Genomic DNA, 19,111 nt, shown 5'->3' on the forward strand with positions numbered 1-19,111 from the left:
GCACTCCCCCAGGAGCACAGGAGCCCGCCACGTGAATCAGCCTGCTGAAACCCATCCCCAGGTGAGTCTGGCGCAGTCCTCCCCCACCGTCGGCACGTTCCGCGAGCGGGGCGGCGCGCTGGAGTGGAGCGGCCGCCAGGAGACCGTACGGATCGAGCCGTGGGGCCCGGACGCGGTCCGGGTGCGGGCCCGGCTCGGCGGCCCGGTGCTCGAAGGGCTCCCGGGCGCGCTCCTCGACGAGGCTCCCGCGACACCGTCCACGGTGAAGATCGAGGACGGGCGCGGGCAGCTGACCGTCGGCGCGCTCACCGTCGAGGTGAACGCCGAGGGCCTGGTCCGCTTCCTGCGGACGGAGGACTCCGCCGAGCTGCTCGCCGAGGACCGCGCCCACTTCTGGTGGCCCGGCTCCCGCCTCTACACGGCCGTCGGCCACGGCCACCACCGCCTGGAGCAGCGCTTCGCCGCGTACGACGACGAGAAGCTGTACGGCCTCGGCCAACACCAGCACGGGCGCCTGGACCAGAAGGGCCTGGTCCTCGACCTGGTGCAGCGCAACGCCGAGGTCGGCATTCCGGTGCTGACCTCCAGCCGCGGCTACACGCTGTTGTGGAACAACCCGGCGATCGGCCGCGTGGAGCTCGCGCACAACGGCACGCGGTGGGTCGCCGACTCGGCCCGGCAGATCGACTACTGGATCACGGCGGGTGACCCGGCCGCAGCCCAGCGCCGCTACAGCGCGGTGACCGGCCGGACGCCGATGCTGCCTCAGTGGGCGGCGGGCTTCTGGCAGTGCAAGCTGCGCTACCGCACGCAGGACGAACTCATGGCGGTGGCACGGGAGTACAAGCGCCGGGGCCTGCCGATCTCCGCGATCGTGTGCGACTTCTTCCACTGGACGCACCTCGGCGAGTGGAAGTTCGACCCGAAGGAGTGGCCGGACCCGGCGGCGATGGTGCGCGAGCTGGAGGAGCTCGGCATCAAGCTGGTGGTGAGCGTCTGGCCGTCGGTGTCACCGCTGAGCGAGAACCACCCGGTCATGGAGCAGCGCGGCTACTTCATCGGCACGCAGTACGGCCCGATGGCGCACGCCGACTGGCCCGACAAGGAGGTCGCCTCCACGGTCCAGGTGGCTTTCTACGACGCCACCAACCCGGAGGCCCGGGAGTTCGTGTGGTCGAAGGTGAAGGAGAACTACCTCGACCCGTACGGCATCACGGCGTTCTGGCTGGACGCCTGCGAGCCGGAGCTGAAGCCGGGCTTCCAGGAGAACCTGCGCTACTGGGCGGGCCCGGGCCTGGAGGTCGGCAACATCTACCCGGCCGAGAACGCCCGCACGTTCTACGAGGGGCTCGTCGCCACCGGCGAGGAGGAGGTCGTCAGCCTCAACCGCTCGGCCTGGGCGGGCAGTCAGCGCTACGGCGCCGCCCTGTGGTCCGGGGACATCGGCACGGACTTCCCGACCCTGCGCCGCCAGATCGCGGCCGGCCTCAACACCGCACTGTCGGGCATCCCGTGGTGGAACACCGACATCGGCGGCTTCCACGGCGGCGACCCGGACGACCCGGCGTACCGGGAGGTGATGGTCCGCTGGTTCCAGTTCGGCGCGCTGTCCCCGCTGATGCGCCTGCACGGCTTCCGCGACCCGGGCATGCCGCTGGGCCCCGCGATGACCGGCGGACCGAACGAGGTGTGGTCGTACGGCGAGGAGGTGGGGGCCGTCCTGGAGAAGTACCTGCGGCTGCGCGAGCGTCTGAAGCCGTACGTGCTGCGGGTCATGCGGGAGGCGCACGAGGAGGGCCTGCCGGTGATGCGGCCGCTGTTCCTGGAGTTCCCGGACGACCAGGCCACCTGGTCGGTCGACGACTCCTACCTCTTCGGCCCGGACCTGCTGGTCGCCCCGGTGCTCACCGCCGGCGCCACCGCCCGCACGGCGTACCTGCCGGCGGGGGGCACGTGGACGGACGCCTGGACGGGTGAGACGTACGAGGGTGGTCGGTCCGTGACGGTCGACGCCCCGCTGGACCGCATCCCGCTGTTTCTGCGGGACGGGGCGCGGCTGCCCGTAGCGGAGTAGCCGCGTCAGCGGGAGGGGTGGCCGGTTCGATGGAGGTCATCCGGCCACCCCTTCCGCATGTTCGGCCAACTTTCGTCCAGCGCAAGCGAGTTCGGGAGGATAGGTTCCCTGCGTGTCCACGTCTCCGCTCGCCCTCACGCTGGCGAACCTGTTGCTGCGGCCGGGCTTCGGCTCCCGCCGTGACCCGGACCGGATCTTCGATCGCATCGTGGTGGAGGCCGGTGAGGCGCCGGGAGACCGGGAGTTCGTCGACGGCTTCCGGTCGCTGCTGGGGTGGTGGGCGAAGGCCGGGAACCTCACCCCGGTCGGCTGGCAGTCGGCGCAGGTGCACGTGCGCCGGCACCTCACCAACCGGGCCCGCGTCCTGCGGCTGATCGCCGAGCATCCGGAGATCGAGCGAGAGCCCATCGACAAGCCGGTGTTCGTCGTGGGGCTGCCGCGCACCGCCACCACGGTCACGCACTCGGTGCTGGCGATCTCGGACGAGCACCGGTGTCCCCTGCTGTGGGAACTGCTCGGGCCCGACCTCGAGTTGCCGCCCCGGCAGCGGCGCAGGGCGATCACGGCCGGGCGCCGGCTGGTGCAGGGCACGGACCTCTTCGCGCCGCGCTTCCGCGACATCCACGCGATGGCCGCCGAGGGCCCCGAGGAGTGCACGTTCGCGCTCCCGCACGCTCTGATGCCGTTCTCCCAGGCCCGTATCCCGGAGTACCTGGACTGGCACTGCGAGCGGGACTTCACCGCCGACTACCGGTACCTCAAGCAGGTCTACCAGGTGCTCCAGTACGGCCGTCCGCGGCGGCGCTGGGTGCTGAAGTCCCCCATGCACCTGGAGAACCTGGACGCGCTGCGCACGGTATTCCCGGACGCCACGATCGTGTGGTGCCACCGGGACCCGGTCACCGTCGTGGCGTCGTTCTGTTCGCTGATCGAGCACGGCATGGCCGTCAGCACCCGCCCGCTGGACCTGGCCGGCATCGGCGCCACCTGGCTGGGCCTGCTCAGCCGTGCCATGGCGCGCGGCCTCGCGGCCCGGGCCGCGATCCCCGCGGAGCAACTGGTGGACGCCCCGTACTCCTGGCTCGGCTCGGACCCCGCCACCGGCGCCCCGAAGCTCTACGCGGCCGTCGGTGCCCCCTGGACGGAGGCGGACGCGGCCCGGCTCCCGGCGGCCGTCGCCCGCCCCAAGGGCACCCGCAAGCACACCTACGACCTGTCCCGCTACGGCCTGAGCCGCGCCGAGGTCGAGTCGGCGTTCGCGGACTACAACGCGCTGCGGGCCGAGGTCGACCGCGCCTGAACGACACGGCCGGCCCCGGCCCCGCGACGGATCAGCTGCTGCTGACCGTCAGGTTGTTGGTGGTGAAGTTCAGCCCGCCGGACGACGAGGTGACCTCGTAGCCGAACTGGACGTCACCGATGGTCTCGTTGCCCATCCAGCGCTTGGTGTCCTTGATCCACTTCAGGATCGGCAGGATGTTCACGGTTCCGGAGCTGGAGTTGGAGGTGCGGATGAACGAGAACACCTCGTTGGAGCCGTTGGTGCCCTTGAAGACGTTCCAGGAGTGGCCGCCGAGACTGACGCTGCCCTGCGAGGTGCCGATCGGGCCGACGGGGCCGGTCTTGTTGACCCAGAGCATGATCTCGTAGTCGTGGTCCGTGTCCCAGATGTCGTACGACGTGTTGTACGCGCCGGAGGACGGGACGCTGACGTTGTAGCTGCTGGACAGCGAGCCCAGCGAGGTGATCGGCTTGTTGATCGCCTTCGTCTGGTTCGGGTAGGACTTGATGCCGCCGGTGTTGGGGTGGTTGGCCCAGACACCCCAGTTCGTGCCGGAGTTGGCCCAGATGCACTGGCTGCCGGCGCCGCCGCCCCAGATGTTGTTGTAGAGCGTGTAGCCGTTCAGGTTGGTCTGACCCCACTGGTCGCAGGAGTTCCAGACGGCGGCCGAGGCGGGGGCGGAGGCGAGGCCGACGGTGGCGCCGAGCGCCAGGGCGGGAGCCAGCAGGGCCTTGGTGACCCTGTTCAGCGTGCGTGATGCCATGGTGTCCCTTCCATGGGGTGGGGGGATGGGGGGAACTACCACGCCCTCAGGGTGAGGACGTGGTCTTCTCCGGCGACCAAGTGGAGGGATTCTGCGCCGGAGGAAGTCCGCAGTTCGACGCGGTGGGTGCGGCCCGGCCTGATGACCACGGTGGCGCCGTCACGCGTCCAGGTGAGGTCGAGCTCCGCCCCGAACCGGGTGCGCACCCCGTGCAGGGCGCCGGCGGCGTACGCCGCCGGCAGCGCGGGCAGCAGCACCAGCCGGTCGGGGGTCGACTGCACGAGCATCTCGATCAGCACGGCGGGCAGGGTGTGCGCGGCGTCGGCGTTGTAGACGTTCCGGTTCGGGTAGTGGGCGCTCATCAGCGACGCGTGGAAGAAGTCGCCGTCCAGGACCTGGCCGAGGGCGTGGGCGACGCGGTCGCCGTCCCTGAGCCGGGCCGCGATGAGCGCGTGGTGCAGGTGTCCGTGCGCGGAGTCGTTCTCGGCACCGCGCAGTTCCAGGGCGCGGTGCGCGGCGGCCGCCAGCTCGGGGGTGTCGTAGGGGGTGATCTCGTCGAGCGGCCAGACCCCGTAGAGGTGGCTGAGGTGGCGGTGGTCGTAGGAGTCCTCCAGGCCCGGCCAGGCCCATTCGGCCAGGGCTCCGTCGGCGTTGATCCGGTGCGGGGGGAGCCGGTCTGCCAGGGCGTTCCAGCGGTCGGCGTCGGGGCCCGGGTGGTAGACGGCGGCCGTGCGCAGGGCGTGACGGGCCGCGGAGAGGTCCATCGCCGCGTTGAGGGTGCCCCAGCTCGCGTTGGCCGGCCTGTTCTCGGGCGAGTAGGACGGGACGACGACCAGCCGGCCGTCCTCGTCCGTGCGGGTGAGGAAGTCCTCGTAGAACAGGGCGACTTCGGCTAGCGCGGCGGCGGTGCGCGGGTCGCGGGTGCCGTGGGTCTCGTCGTGGTCGACGAGCGGCTTGAGCAGCCAGTCGGCGCCCGCGGTCCACAGGTGCAGCGGGTACTCGCGGCTGAAGTGGTACGAGTGGCCGGACTCGCCGTCGGTGTGGGCGGGGGCGACGGCGCCCCGGGCGCCGAAGACCGCGCGGGCGTTGTCGCGCCAGTCGGGCAGCTGCCGGTGGATCAGGTTCGCGTGGGCCTCCGTGACCTCGGGGAGGGCGGCGGCAGCGGCCGAGGAGGTCTGGAGATTGAGGTTGGCGTCGTTGGTGAACGCGCCCGACCAGGCCGTGTTCCAGTCACCGGTCCACAGTCCGGTCAGGCGGGGCGGGAAGAGGCCGCTGGCGGACAGCAGGTGGTAGCGGCCGGCCGCGAACAGGCGCTCCAGCAGGGCGGCGCTGCGGGGCCGCTTCAGCAACTCGGAGCCCGGCAGCGCCCGTTCGGCCGGGTCGGCGGCCAGGTCGAGGGTGACGCGCTCGTAGGCGGTGCGGTGCAGGGCGGCATGGCGGTCGAGGAGTTCGTCGTACCCGGTGGGCAGGTCCCGCAGGGCACGCCGCTGCGCGACCACGTCCAGTTCGCCGGTGTGGCGGTGCACCCGGGTGAGGAGCAGCACGGACCGGGCTCCCTCGATGTGCACGCCGGGGGGCGTGAGGGTGGTCGTGCCGCCGGTGACGGTGAGCAGGGTGACGCCGGTGCAGGCCAGGTCGCTGTCGGGGTAGCGGGCGCGCAGGCTCAGCAGGGCGCCCTCGGGGGTGAGGACGGCTCCGTGGCCGACGCCCAGTCCGACGGGGGCGCCGGGCAGCCGGTGGTCCAGGTCGATGTCGAGGGTGAGGCCGGGTCCGGTGACCTGCTGGACGAGCACGTCGTCGGCGCGGGAGACGAAGAGACGGCTTGTCCAGCCGGTGCAGGCCGCCCGCACGACGCCGGTGGTGAAGTCGACGTCGCGCCGGTAGCCGGGGCAGTCGTCCGGCGGCCGGCGCAGCCGGATCCGGAAGGCGGGGTGGAAGGGCTGCACCCACTGGAGCGGCCTGCCGTCGGTGAAGCTCTCGGCGGCGGTCGTGTCGCCCGCCAGGAGGCGGTCCTGAAGAGCGGGCAGGCCGTCGGCGAGCTGCGGGGGCCGGGGGTCCCTGCCGCCCGGCCGGACCAGGGTGTGGTGGGTGACGACGACCCGTTCGTCGTTCGGGTCACCGGACACCAGGGCGCCGTGGTGGCCGTTGCCGCTCAGGAAGCCGTCCTCCCAGCGGGCGGCCGGGTGCGGCTCCCACGTGCCGTGGACGGGTGCGGAGTCGGTCATGGCCGCAGCACCGCCGCCCCGTAGCGGCCGAGGGTGACCCGGTCGGTGACGTCCGTCTGCGTCAGCAGGTCGTGGTGGGTGCCGGGGACCTCGACGGTCACCGGCTCACGGCCGTGGTTGAGCAGGAACAGGATCTCGCCCCGCAGGACGGCCTCGACCTGCTCGGGGAGGCCGTCGAGCACCGGCCGGACGCCCGCGTCGCCCGCGATCCGGGCCAGCAGCTCGCGCAGGGCCTCGGGCTCGGGGAGCGTGGAGACGTACCAGGCCCGGCCCTTGCGCAGGACGGCGGGCATGCCGTCCAGTTCGCCGCCCTTGTAGCAGGTCGTGTGGTCGGGGTCGGCGGGCTCGATCTCCTCGGACCACAGCGTGCCCCGGAAGCCCTCGCACGCGACTGTCTCGTCCGCGTCCAGCGGCCACCACTCGTGCAGGGTGCGGATGCCGAACAGCTCCCGCAGCCGGACGTCCATGCCGCCGGGGCGCACCCGGTCGTCCTCGTCGGCGACGCCGGTCAGGAAGCCGCAGACCAGGGTCCCGCCGCCGCGGACGTAGGTCAGGAGGTTGGCGATCGCCGCGTCGGTGAGCGCGTACAGCTGGGGCACGACGACCACCGAGTACGGCGTCAGATCGTGCTCCGGATGGGCGAAGTCGCAGGTGAGATGAGCCTGCCAGAGGGCCCGGTGCCAGGCGCGCAGGACGTCCGGGTACTCGACCCGGCTGGACAGGCGGCCGTCATGAGCGCCCGCCCACCAGGCGTCCCAGTCGTGCAGGACGGCGACGTTCGCGGTGAGGTGCCGGCCGGTCACCTCGGGTGCGATCCTCGCCAGGTCCGCGCCGAGCTGCCTGACCTCCTGGTACGTACGGCCTTCCTCCCCCGCGTGGCTGACCATGCCGGAGTGGAACTTCTCCGCGCCCTGCCGGGACTGCCGCCACTGGAAGAAGCAGACGGCGTCGGCGCCCCGGGCCACGGCCTGGAGGGACCACAGCCGGTTGAGGCCGCGCGGCTTGGGGTGGTTCACGCCCCGCCAGTTGACCGGCCCGGCCGCCTGCTCCATGAGCATCCAGGGCCCGCGTGCCTGCGAGCGGGTCATGTCCTGCACGAGCGCGCCGTTCTGGGCGCCGAGCGGGTCGCGCGGGTCGGGGTAGATGTCGACCGATACGACGTCCTCCTCCGCCGCCCAGCGCCACGCGTCCTGCCCGATCCACAGCGGCATGAAGTTGCTGGTCACCGGGATGTGCGGGGTGTGACGCCGGACGATGTCCCGCTCGGCGGTGTAACACTCCAGGAGCATGTCGGAGGTGAAGCGCCGGAAGTCCAGGACCTGGCCGGGGTTGCGCATGTAGTGCGGCAGGCGGGGCGGCAGGATGCCGTCCCAGGTGTCGTAGCCCTGGCTCCAGAAGGCGGTGCCCCAGGCCTCGTTGAGGGCGCCGAGCGTGCCGTACTTCTGCCGCAGCCAGCGGCGGAAGGCGGCGGCGGCCTCGTCGCCGTAGTCGAAGGTGCAGTACTCGTTGTTGATGTGCCACATCGTCAGGGCCGGGTGGCCGCCGTAGCGGGCCGCCAGGTCCTCGGTGATGGCGGCGGCGTAGCGCCGGTAGGTGGCGCTTGAGTGCGAGAAGTGCTGCCGGCCGCCCCACCACTCGGTGCGGCCGTCCTCGGTGACGGGCAGGGTGTCGGGGTGCAGCCGGCCCATCCAGGGCGGGGGCGAGGAGGTGGGGGTGGCGAGGACGACCCCGATGCCGTTGTCGTGCATCAGGTCCATCAGCGTGTCCAGCCAGCCGAACTCCCGGGCCCCCGGCTCCGGTTCGAGCTTCGACCAGGAGAACACCCCGAGGGTGACGGAGTTGACGCCGGCGTCCTTCATCAGCCGGACGTCCTCGTGCCAGGTCTCCCGCGGCCACTGTTCCGGGTTGTAGTCGCCGCCGAACAGCAGACGGCCTCGGGTCGCGTCGCTCAGGCCGGGCATCAGGCGGGCTCCCCGTACTGCACGCCGCGCCCGTTGGTGGCGATGTAGACCCGGCCGTAGACGCGCGGGTCCCCGGCGATGGTCGCGCCGATCCAGCCCCACTGGTGCTGGTCGTCGTTGACCCGGGTCCAGCTCTTCGCCTCGTCGTCGGAGCGGTACACGGCGGTGACGCTGTCGGTGGAGCCGACCATGTAGAGCGCCGGGTAGGCCGCGCCCTCGGCGGCCTTGCCGAAACCGAGCGTGTACGACGCCCGGCAGCTGCCGATCTTGGTGAAGCTCGCGCCGCCGTCGGTGGAGCGGTACAGCCCGTTCCCCTTCAGGCTCAGCCACAGGTCCCCGGAGCGGCCCGGTGCCACGGCCAGCTGGAACTCGGTGTCGCCCGAGTCCAGGCCGGTGGCCCGCGCGGTGAAGGTCCGGCCGCCGTCGGTGCTGGCGAACAGGGTGCCGGTGGTGGTGTCGAAGGCGTAGAAGCGGGACGGCTCGACCGGGTCCGCGACGGGGACCGCCCCCTTGGGGAAGGTGGCCACCTCGGACCAGGTGCCGCCGTTGTCCGCCGAGCGGTACCCCGGGTTGCCCGCGCCGAAGGACCACAGCAGCACGCTGCCGTCGGCGTTGGTGGCGATCGGGCCCGGCGCGGACTTGGCCAGGTCCGGCTGGGCCTCGAAAGGGGCCCAGGTCTTGCCGCCGTCGTCGGACCAGGCACCGTTGCCGTGGTCGCCCCACCCGGCCCGCACGACGTACGACGGCTTGGCCGCGGCCAGCGCGAGCCCCGTCGCCGTGCCGAACACCGGGTTCGACGCCATGCCGCGCGAGGGGGATGCCGTAAGCCGCTCGTGGTACATCACGCCGATGTCCCCGGACCCACTGATCAGGTGCGCCTCTCCGACCGGAGGGGAGACCAGCTGCCGGATGGACGCCTCCTCCAGACCCCGGATCTCCGGGGCCCAGTGCTGGAGGTCGCGGGTGCCGTAGAGGGTCGCGCCGGTGCCGAAGACGATGTGCTCGGAGTCGAACGGGTCGAGGCCGACGGCCTGGATCCACCAGCCGAACTTGGGCTGGTCGGCGCCCCACTTGAGGTACGGGGTCTCGGAGACGTCGAGGACGGCCTTGTCCTTCAGGGACGTCCAGGTGCGGCCGCCGTCGGTGCTCCGGTACAGCGTGTCGACCAGCGACCAGCGGTTGTTGGTGGAGACGACGACGGTTCCGGGGCGACGGGCGTCGACGGCACAGCCGCCGTAGCCGAAGGAGTCGGTCCCGCCGTCGCTCGTCGCCCCGCCGGGCTTCACGGGTGTGACCTCGGTCCACTTGCCGGTGGTCGTGCGCAGCTTGTGCACGCTGCCGTCCGACTGGCCGTTGGGGCCGGGGGCGTTGGCGTACGTCACGTACAGCTCGCGGGTGTGCCGGTCGTACGCGGCCCGGACCGGGACCTTGGCGGCGGTGCCCTCGGGCTGCCCGGGGACGGCTTCCCAGGTCGTACCGTCGGCGGTTCGGTAGAGGTTCGCGGAGGTGCCCTCGGAGTCGCCCCAGCCGGCGTAGACGCTGCGGCCGGCGGCGACCAGGAGGGTGATGCCCTGGCCGGTGGCGCTCGGCGCGGCCGGGAAGCTCGCGGCCTTCCAGGTGGCGCCCCGGTCGGTCGACTTGAGCAGCCCGTCGTGCCGGGTGCCGAGCCACAGTGTGTCGCCGTCGCGCGGGTCGACGAGCAGCCGCTCCCCACAGCCACGCCCGTCCTCGTTGGCCCCGAGCTTCACACCGAGGTCCGTGCGCTTCCAGGTCGCGCCGCGGTCCTCGGAGCGCAGCACGGCCCCGTTGCCGGCCCAGGGCTGCGCGTACGTGCCGAGGGCGAGGTACAGCCGGTTCGGGTGGGCCGGGTCGACGGCCATGGCCTCCACACCGAGCAGGTTCCAGTCGTCCCAGCCGAGGTGGTCGGTCAGCGGGATCCACCGGTCCCTCCGGTCGTCCCAGCGGTAGGCGCCGCCGATGTCGGTCCGGGCGTAGGCGAGGCCGCGGACGGCAGGGTGGAACAGGACACCGGTCACGAATCCGGTGCCCCCCTGGACGACGTTGCGCCAGCGGTAGGCACCACCTGCGGCGGGGACGGCGGCCTGGGCATGCCCCTGGAGGACTGGGAGAGCGGCGACCGCGGCGGTTCCGGCGAGCACAGCGCGCCTGCTGAGATGGAACGTGCTCATGACATACCTCGGTTCTTGCGAACGGGGAGTTGGGGGACTGTCCTGGGGGCGCGGGGAACTGCGCGAACAACCACAACGCAGCCGCGGAGAACAAACGACCGAAAGTCCTACGGCGAGGACTCACACAAAGGGCGTCAGCCCTTGACCGCCCCCGTGAGCATGCCCTTCTTGAAGTGCTTCTGGACGAAGGGCGACAGCACGGCGACCGGCAGCAGGGCCATCACCATGACCGCCATCTGAATGGCCAGCCCGGACAGCTGCCCGGTCTTGATCGCCTGGCCCAGACCGACCGGTGCCTCCTGCCGCTGCACGAGCTGGATCATGACGTTCTGCAACGGCATCATGTCCTGCTGGTTCAGGTAGATCGACGCGTTGAACCAGGCGCTCCAGTACCCGACGGCGTAGAACAGCGTGATCACCGCGAGAACCGCCCGCGACAGCGGCATGACGATCTGCCACAGGATCCGCACGTCCCCGGCGCCGTCGATGCGCGCGCTGTCGATGAGTTCCTGCGAGATCCCCATGAAGAAGCCGCGCAGCACCAGGATGTTGAAGACGCTGATCGCGCTCGGCAGGATCAGTGCGAGATAGGTGTCCGTCAGGCCGAGGGACTGCACCAGCAGGTAGGTGGGGATGAGGCCGGCGCTGAAGAACATCGTCGCCAGCAGCGTCATCAGGATCCAGCGGTGGCCGAGGGACTCGCTGCGGGACAGGCCGTAGGCGCACAGGACGGAGACCGTCATGGAGAACGCCGTGCCGACCAGGGTGACGAGGATGCTGATGACCGCGGCGCGGGTGACCTGGCCGCCGCTGAGCAGCTCCTGGTAGGCGATGAAGGTGATGCCCTTGGGCACCATCACCAGGCCGCCCGCCTCGTCGATGGTCTTCCGCGAGGACAGGCTGGTGACGACCACGATCCACAGCGGGAAGATCACCGCGAGGCAGGCGAACGACAGGGCGATGGCCTTGCCGGCGAGGCCGGCCTTCGAGGGCTCCTCCTCCCACGCCGGGCGGGGCGGGGCCTGCCACCAGCGGGGCGCCTTCTGCTGCTGGGCCGGTTCGGTGTCCTGGCGCGGCTCCCACATCACGGACGTCATTTCTTGTACACCCCCTGCTCGCCCATCAGGTGGGCCACCTTGTTCGCGGCGAGGACCAGGCCGATGCTGACCACGCCCTTGACGAGACCCGCGGCGGCCGCGTAGCCGAAGTCCTGGTTGCGCACGCCGTTCCACCACACGAAGGTGTCGAGGACCTCCCCCGCGCCCGGTCCGACGCCGTCGCGTTGCAGCAGGATCTGTTCGAACCCGACGGTCAGGGCGTCGCCGACGCGCAGCACCAGCAGGAGCGCGATCACCGGGCGCAGGGCGGGAAGCGTGACGTGCCACATGCGGCGCCAGCGTCCGGCGCCGTCCATCGCGGCGGCCTCGTAGTGGTCCTGCGGAACCGAGGCCAGCGCGGCGAGGAAGACGATGATCCCCCACCCGGCGTCCTTCCACACGCTCTGCGCGGTGAGCAGGAAGGCGAAGGTGTCCGGGTTGGTCATGATGTTGAGGCCGTCGTAGCCGTTCTGCCTGAGCAGCTGGGAGAGCATGCCCGCGCCGCCGAACATCTGCTGGAAGACGGCGATGACCAGCACCCACGAGAAGAAGTGCGGCAGGTAGAGGACCGCCTGCGCGACGGCCCGCACCCGGGGCCGGACCACGCTGTTGATGAGCAGCGCGAGCAGGACCGGGATCGGGAAGAACAGCACGAGCTGGACGAAGAACAGCACCAGCGTGTTCTCGACGGCGTTCCAGAAGGCGGAGTCCTCGAACATCCGCTGGAAGTTCTCCAGGCCCACGAAGGGGCTGTTCAGGATGGAGATGATGCCGTTGTCGCTGATGTAGGGGTCGTAGTCCTGGAAGGCGACGACGTTGCCGAGGATCGGCAGGTAGTTGAAGACCATGACCAGGACGACGGCCGGCAACGTCATGAGGATCAGGGCACGGTCGCGTCTGAACCTGAGCCTGAGGCTCAGCTTGCCCGAGCCTGTCTCCTCCCGGCCGCCGGTGGCGTCGCCGGACGTCACCGGGGTCTTCACCGGCGCGCTGGCCTCGGCGCTGCTCCGAGGCACCGTGCTGTGGGACACGGCTGTTCTCCTTGCCTCAGAGCCTGGTCAGCTCGCCGCCGAACCGTTCTCGTCGAGAAGCTTCTTGTACCAGTCGCGCAGCTTGTCGCCGCCCTTGCTCTTCCAATCGGCGACGGCCTGCTGCATGTCGCTGATCTTCTTGTGCCCGCGGATGATGTCGTCCTCGAGCTGCTCGAAGTCGTTGGAGAGGTTGGTGTAGCGGGAGGGCTCGGTGATCTGCAGGCCCCAGAAGGACGACTTCTTGGTGAAGCCCCCCATCCGCTGCTCCCACTCGACCATGGCCTTGGTGATGTCGGGGAAGTCGGGGTAGGCCCTGGTCGCGGCGGGGCTCGCCACCATGACGTAGGCGTTGAGCACCTCGTTGTTGCCCTTGTCGTTCTTGACGGGGACCCCGTCCTTGATCGTGTAGTGGGTGCCCTCGACCCCGTAGTTGGTCATCATCCACTCCTTGGTGCCGTACGGCGCCGCGGTGACGTTGGCGACCGCCAGGACGTCGCGGATGACGGACTCGGAGGCCTTCTTGTTGACGAAGGCGAAGATGCCGGCCGGGTTCTGGGCGTACAGCGTCGGGTCACCGCCGTCGTGGTTCCAGATGTCCATGCCCCAGACCTTGAAGTCGGGGTTCTGGGTGGCCTGCTGGGCCTGCAGCCCCCACCAGTTGGTGATGTTGTTGTTCCAGATCAGGAACTCGCCGGCGGCGAACTTGGGTGCGGGGTCACCGAGCTGGCCCTTGCCCAGCTTGAAGTCGGGGTGGACGACTCCGGCGGCGAACAGCTTGCGCGTCCACTCGATGGCTTCCAGGTACTCCGGGGTCTCGACGCGGCACATCAGCTTGCCGTCGACCAGGTTCCACCAGAGCGGCTTCTCGCCACCGCCGAGCGCGCCGAACGTGTTGAACGCGGTCCACTTCATGTCACCGCAGGCCCACCGCTTGGCCCTGGGGTTGGTGATCTCCTTGCACAGGGCCATGAACTCCTCGGCGGTCCGCGGGACTTCGTAGCCCTCCTTGTCGAAGATGTCCTGACGGTAGAGGGGCACGATGTTCTGGACGGACGGGGCGGGCTGGGGCAGGCCCATCAGCTTGCCGCCGAAGATGGAGCGCTGCCAGGCGTCGCTGGGGATCGCCGCGAGGTTCGGGTACTCCTTGACCTTGTCCCCGGACAGGTACGGGCCGAGGTCGGCGAACTTGCTGATGATGGCGCTGGGTATCTTGCCCATCATGTTCCAGCTGGGGACGACGACCACGTCCGGGACGTCGCTGGAGGCGAGGACCGCGCCGAGCTTCTGGTCGTAGGTGTTGCCGTCCTGGTTGCGCCACTGGACGTCGACGCCGATCAGGTCGTTCATCGACGTGTAGTAGGGGTTGTTCTGCTTCGGCGGCGATCCCCAGAACGGCGACATGACGGTGACCTTGCCGCCCTTGCCGAGCTTCTTCGCGACGGAGGTCTTGAGGGTGTCGACGTCGAGCTTGGTGGTGAAGCCCATCGACGAGCCGTTCCGGGCCGGGATGTCCGGCTTCACCACGTTGCTGGCCACGTAGCTGGGCAGGATCTTCTTGGCGTCCTTGCCCGACGTGGTGCCGTCCCGCGATCCACTGTCCGACCCGCCGCATGCGGCGAGCAGCGGCATTCCACCGGCCACCGCTGCGGTGGCGACCGCGGTGGAGGCGAGGAATCTTCTCCGGCTCGGTCCGGAGGAGGCGGAGGCGGCGTTCGGCGTCATTGCGTCAACCCTTCATGGCGCACCAGGACACCCGGCGGTAGGCCGTCGGCTGCGGTGTCTCGAGTGGAACTGGCTGAGCCGAAGCGAGCCTTCGACCCAGAGGGGGGCTTCCGTGTCGAAGCGCTTCGATGTTGCTGTGAGGTTAAGTGAACGCCCAGGGGTGCACAAGGGTCGTCCCCAAACTTCCTCGACGGCACGAGAAGGGACCGTTCCTCATGTACGACTTGAAGGGACGGCACCGGTCCCTTGACACCCGACCCGTCGCCGACTCAGCATCGAAGCGCTTCGAAAGGGCCTTGCCGCTCCACCGCAAAGGGAATCCCACGTGACCGCACCCACGCCGCCCAGTCCGCCGTTCCGCGATCCGCGCCTGCCGTTCGCGAAGCGGATCGACGACCTCCTGTCGCGGCTCACGCCGGAGGAGAAGATCGCCTTCCTGCACCAGTTCGCGCCCGCCGTCGAACGGCTCGGCATCGCCGCCTTCCGCACCGGCCAGGAGGCCCTGCACGGCGTGGCGTGGATGGGCCCGGCGACGGTCTTCCCGCAGGCGGTCGGCCTCGGCGCCACCTGGAACCCGGAGCTGGTGCGGCGCGTCGGCGACGCGGTCTCCAAGGAGGTCCGCGCGATGCGCGCCAAGGACGACCGGGTCGGCCTCAACGTCTGGGCGCCGACCGTCAACCTGCTGCGCCACCCCCTGTGGGGCCGCAACGAGGAGGGCTACTCGGAGGACCCCAAGCTCACCTCGGCGATCGCCACCGCCTACACGCACGGCCTGCGCGGCGACCACCCCACCTACTGGCGCACCGCGCCCGTGCTGAAGCACTGGCTCGCCCACAACAACGAGACGGACCGCTCCACGACGTCGAGCTCCGTGCGCCCGCGCGTGCTGCACGAGTACGACCTGAAGGCCTTCCGCGAGACCGTCGAGGCGGGCGCGGTGGCCGGGGTGATGCCGGCGTACAACCTGGTCAACGGCCGCCCCAACCACGTCTCCCCCTACCTGAGCGAGCACCTGCGCGCCTGGACCGACGAGGACCTGCTGGTCTGCTCCGACGCGGGCGCGCCGAGCAACCTGGTGGACTCCGAGCACTACTTCGACACGCACGAGGAGGCCACCGCGGCCTCCCTCGTGGCGGGCGTCGACAGCTTCACGGACCACGGCACGGACTCCTCGCAGATGATCGGCCGCCTGCGAGGCGCCCTGGAGCGCGGGCTGCTGACCGAGGCCGACGTCGACACCGCCGTCCGCCGGCAGCTCTCGGTCCGCTTCCGGCTGGGTGAGTTCGACCCGGAGTACGACCCGCACGGCGCCACCAGCGAGTTCGACACCCCGGCGCACCGCGCTCTCGCGCGGGAGGCCGCCGAGCAGGCGATCGTGCTGCTCAAGAACGACGGGGTACTGCCGCTCGCCCCGGACACCCGGGTCGCGGTGGTCGGTCTGCTCGCCGACGAGTGCAAGCTCGACTGGTACAGCGGCACGCTCCTCCACCGCTCGACCCCGCTGGAGGGCCTGTACGAGCGGTTCGGCGCGGACCGGGTGGAGTTCGCCGAGGGCGTGGACCGGGTCCGGCTGAAGACCTCCGCGGGCGCGTTCCTGCACGTACCGGTGGTCGAGGACGCCGCCGACGAGGTGCGCGGCGCCGAGGGTGCCCTCGACCCGGCGCTGCTCGCGGGCCGCACCGACCTGCCCCCGCTCACCACCGACGCGACCGGCACCGAGCTGGCGCTGGTCGACTGGGGTGAGGGCGTGCTGACCCTGCGCGCCCCCGACGGCCGCTACCTCTCGGTCGCCGACGACGGCCGCGTCCGCGCCTCCGCCGACCAGCCGGGGGGCTGGGTCGTCCAGGAGACGTTCCGTCTGGAACCGCACGGGAACGGGCACCTCCTGAAGCACCTGGGAACGGGTCGCCACGTGTGTGTCTCCGCCGACGGCGTGAAGGTTGCCGACGAAGATCCCGAGGTGTTCGAGCTGGTCGTCGCCGAGCGCGGCGAGGAGGCGGTGGCGCGGGCCGCCGCGCAGGCGGACGTGGTCGTGGTGGTGGCGGGCAACGACCCGCACATCAACGGCCGCGAGACCGAGGACCGTACGACCCTGCGTCTGCCCGGGCACCAGGAGCGGCTGCTGCGGGCCGCCCGCGCGGCGAACCCGGCGACCGTACTGGCGCTGGTCTCCGCCTACCCCTACGCGATCGACCCGGCGGACCTCCCGGCCGTGCTGTGGACCGCGCACGGCGGCCAGGCGGCCGGCACCGCCCTGGCCCGGGTGCTGGCCGGGGACGTCTCCCCCGCCGGCCGCCTCCCGCAGACCTGGTACGCCGACGACGCCGACCTGCCCGGTCTCCTCGACTACGACGTGATCGGGAGCCGGCAGACGTACCTGTACTTCGAGGGCACGCCCCTGTTCCCCTTCGGGCACGGCCTGTCGTACACGTCGTTCGCGTACGACGGCCTGACGGCCCGGGTGGCGGACGGGTCGGTGCACGTCTCCTTCACGGTCACCAACACCGGCGACGTCACCGCCGACGAGGTCGCCCAGCTCTACACCCGGGCCGCCGAGGCGTCCGGGCCGCGCCCCCGGCGCGAGCTGCTGGACCACCGCCGCGTCACCCTCGCCCCCGGCGCGACGGCCGCCCTGAGCTTCGAGGTCCGGCTGTCCGCCTTCGAGTTCTGGGACGTGGCCCAGGACCGGTGGCGTCTGGAGCCGGGCGCGTACGAGCTGCTGGCCGGGGCCTCCAGCGAGGACGTCCGGCTGCGGACGACCGTGACGCTCGACGGCGAGCCCACCACGCCGCGCGCGGTCGTCGCGGGCGGTCTGGCCGCGGCCGGCTTCGACGAGCAGAGCGGCATCGAGATCGTCGACCGGACGAAGGTGTCGGGCGACGCGGTGACGCCGGCGGACGGGACGGCGGGCGAACTGCTCTACCGGGCCTGCGACTTCCGGTCCGGCATCTCGGGGGTGACGGTGGAGGTGGCGGGCGAGGGCTCGGTCGAGCTGTCCCTCGACGGCGGCCCGGCGCTCGCGGTGCTGTCGACCGCCACGCCCACATCGGGCCCGTACGACTACGTCTCGCTCGGCGCGTCCGTCGACGCCGCGGGCGTGCACGACGTGCGCCTGAGACTGCGCGGCCCGCTGCGGCTCGCGCGCGTCGGCTTCTCCGGTTGAGGGTCCGGAGCAGGCCGACGTAAAGGAGGGGCCCGGCACCGGAAGGCATCGGTGCCGGGCCTCTTCGCCCACTCTATATGAAAATGGTTCCCATGAGCTAGTGCCGGAGCGTCAGAGGGCGAGGCCGGTGAGGACCATCACGCGCTCGTACGTGTAGTCCTCCATCGCGAACCGCACGCCCTCCCGGCCCACGCCGGACTGCTTGACGCCGCCGTACGGCATCTGGTCGGCGCGGTAGGACGGCACGTCGCCGATGACGACGCCGCCGACCTCCAGGGCGCGGTGGGCCCGGAAGGCGGTCTGCAGGTCGTGGGTGAAGACGCCCGCCTGCAGGCCGTACTTGGAGTCGTTGACGGCGGCGAAGGCCTCGGCCTCGCCGTTCACCTTCTGCACGGCGAGGACCGGCCCGAAGACCTCCTCGCAGGAGAGGGTGACGTCGGCCGGTACGCCGGCCAGCACGGTCGGCGCGTACGAGGCGCCGTCGCGCTTGCCGCCGGTGAGCAGCGCGGCACCCGCGTCGACCGCCTCCCGGACCCAGGTCTCGACGCGCTGGGCGGCGTCCTCGCTGACCAGCGGCCCGACGTCGGTCGCGTCGTCGCTCGGGTCGCCCGTGACCTGGGCCTCGACGGCGGCGACGAGACGCGGCAGTAGCCGGTCGTACACGGACGCGTCCGCGATGACCCGCTGGACGGAGATGCAGGACTGGCCGCCCTGGTAGTTGGAGAAGGTGGCGATGCGGTTCGCCGCCCAATCCAGGTCCTCGTCGCTCGCCCAGTCGGCGAGCACGACGGCCGCGCCGTTGCCGCCCAGCTCCAGGGTGCAGTGCTTGCGCGGCACCGAGTCCATGATCGCGTAGCCGACCTTCTCGGAGCCGGTGAAGGAGATCACGGGCAGGCGCTCGTCCTGCACCAGGGCGGGCATCTTGTCGTTGGCGACCGGCAGGACGCTCCAGGAGCCCGCCGGGAGCTCGGTCTCGGCGAGCAGTTCGCCGATGACCAGGCCCGACAGCGGGGTCGCCGGGGCCGGCTTCAGGATGATCGGCGCGCCGGCGGCGATGGCCGGGGCGACCTTGTGGGCGCAGAGGTTGAGCGGGAAGTTGAAGGGCGCGATGCCGAGCACGACGCCCTTCGGGAAACGGCGGGTGAGGGCGAGCCGGCCCTGGCCGCCGAGGTCGGTGTCGAGCCGCTGGGCCTCGCCGCCGTTGAACCGCCGGGCCTCCTCGGCCGCGAACCGGAACACGGACACGGCCCGGCCGACCTCGCCGCGCGCCCACTTGAGCGGCTTGCCGTTCTCGGCGGAGATCAGCCGGGCGATCTCCTCGGTGCGCTCGACGAGGCGCTTGCTGACGTGGTCGAGGGCGGCGGCCCGCACGTGGGCCGGGGTGGCGGCGAACTCGTCCCGCACGGCGTACGCGGCGGCCACGGCCTCCTCGACCTGCGCGTCCGTCGGCACGCTCACCTTGCCGACGAGCCGCCCGTCCCACGGGGACGTGACGTCGAAGGTGTCCTCGCCGGTGGCCTCACGGCCGGCGAGCCAGAAGGCGTGGGTGGAAGTCATGTTGGTTCCGGCCCTTCGGCGTTGGGGGTGGTCCTGTGCTGCGGGTC

The 19,111-nt window shown here is 71.3% G+C and carries 11 protein-coding genes; 3 read left to right on the top strand and 8 right to left on the bottom strand.

What is annotated here, in order from left to right; translation table 11 throughout:
• Positions 1-31 precede the first annotated feature (31 nt).
• Positions 32-2,074: a glycoside hydrolase family 31 protein gene (locus ABZ192_RS20135; RefSeq protein ID WP_356925812.1), complete on the top strand. Its 2,043-nt coding sequence runs from the start codon at positions 32-34 to the stop codon at positions 2,072-2,074.
• A gap of 112 nt (positions 2,075-2,186) precedes the next feature.
• Entirely contained in the window at positions 2,187-3,374 is a 1,188-nt protein-coding gene (locus tag ABZ192_RS20140) for a sulfotransferase (protein ID WP_356925813.1), read from the top strand.
• Between the two features lie 31 nt (positions 3,375-3,405).
• On the opposite strand, the gene ABZ192_RS20145 is transcribed toward ABZ192_RS20140, so the two are convergent.
• The 7 genes from ABZ192_RS20145 to ABZ192_RS20175 all read right to left on the bottom strand — a co-directional run bounded on the left by ABZ192_RS20145 (position 3,406) and on the right by ABZ192_RS20175 (position 14,344).
• Entirely contained in the window at positions 3,406-4,119 is a 714-nt protein-coding gene (locus ABZ192_RS20145; RefSeq protein ID WP_356925814.1) for a hypothetical protein, read from the bottom strand.
• A gap of 35 nt (positions 4,120-4,154) precedes the next feature.
• Positions 4,155-6,344: a glycoside hydrolase N-terminal domain-containing protein gene (locus ABZ192_RS20150; RefSeq protein WP_356925815.1), complete on the bottom strand. Its 2,190-nt coding sequence runs from the start codon at positions 6,342-6,344 to the stop codon at positions 4,155-4,157.
• Complete coding sequence (locus tag ABZ192_RS20155; RefSeq protein ID WP_356925816.1) at positions 6,341-8,305, bottom strand: beta-galactosidase; 1,965 nt, start codon at positions 8,303-8,305, stop codon at positions 6,341-6,343. Before ABZ192_RS20155 ends, ABZ192_RS20150 begins: the two co-directional genes overlap by 4 nt.
• Positions 8,305-10,494: a 1,4-beta-glucanase gene (locus tag ABZ192_RS20160; protein WP_356925817.1), complete on the bottom strand. Its 2,190-nt coding sequence runs from the start codon at positions 10,492-10,494 to the stop codon at positions 8,305-8,307. The genes ABZ192_RS20155 and ABZ192_RS20160 overlap by 1 nt, the downstream gene beginning before the upstream one ends.
• 134 nt (positions 10,495-10,628) lie before the next feature.
• Entirely contained in the window at positions 10,629-11,591 is a 963-nt protein-coding gene (locus ABZ192_RS20165) for a carbohydrate ABC transporter permease (protein WP_356925818.1), read from the bottom strand.
• A complete protein-coding gene (locus ABZ192_RS20170) occupies positions 11,588-12,622 on the bottom strand; it encodes an ABC transporter permease subunit (protein WP_356925819.1) in 1,035 nt (344 codons plus the stop codon). Before ABZ192_RS20170 ends, ABZ192_RS20165 begins: the two co-directional genes overlap by 4 nt.
• 27 nt (positions 12,623-12,649) lie before the next feature.
• On the bottom strand, positions 12,650-14,344 hold the full coding sequence (locus tag ABZ192_RS20175; protein WP_356925820.1) for an extracellular solute-binding protein: 1,695 nt from the start codon (positions 14,342-14,344) through the stop codon (positions 12,650-12,652).
• A 325-nt stretch (positions 14,345-14,669) separates the two neighbouring features.
• Here ABZ192_RS20175 and ABZ192_RS20180 point away from each other — a divergent pair, with 325 nt between their 5' ends.
• A complete protein-coding gene (locus tag ABZ192_RS20180; RefSeq protein ID WP_356925821.1) occupies positions 14,670-17,507 on the top strand; it encodes a glycoside hydrolase family 3 C-terminal domain-containing protein in 2,838 nt (945 codons plus the stop codon).
• 111 nt (positions 17,508-17,618) lie between these two features.
• On the opposite strand, the gene ABZ192_RS20185 is transcribed toward ABZ192_RS20180, so the two are convergent.
• Positions 17,619-19,064 (bottom strand): aldehyde dehydrogenase family protein, encoded by a 1,446-nt coding sequence (locus tag ABZ192_RS20185; RefSeq protein WP_356925822.1) that lies wholly within the window; start codon positions 19,062-19,064, stop codon positions 17,619-17,621.
• Positions 19,065-19,111: the final 47 nt, after the last annotated feature.

This window comes from Streptomyces sp. NPDC006235, from assembly GCF_040613735.1.
In the GTDB taxonomy this organism is placed as follows: Bacteria; Actinomycetota; Actinomycetes; order Streptomycetales; family Streptomycetaceae; genus Streptomyces.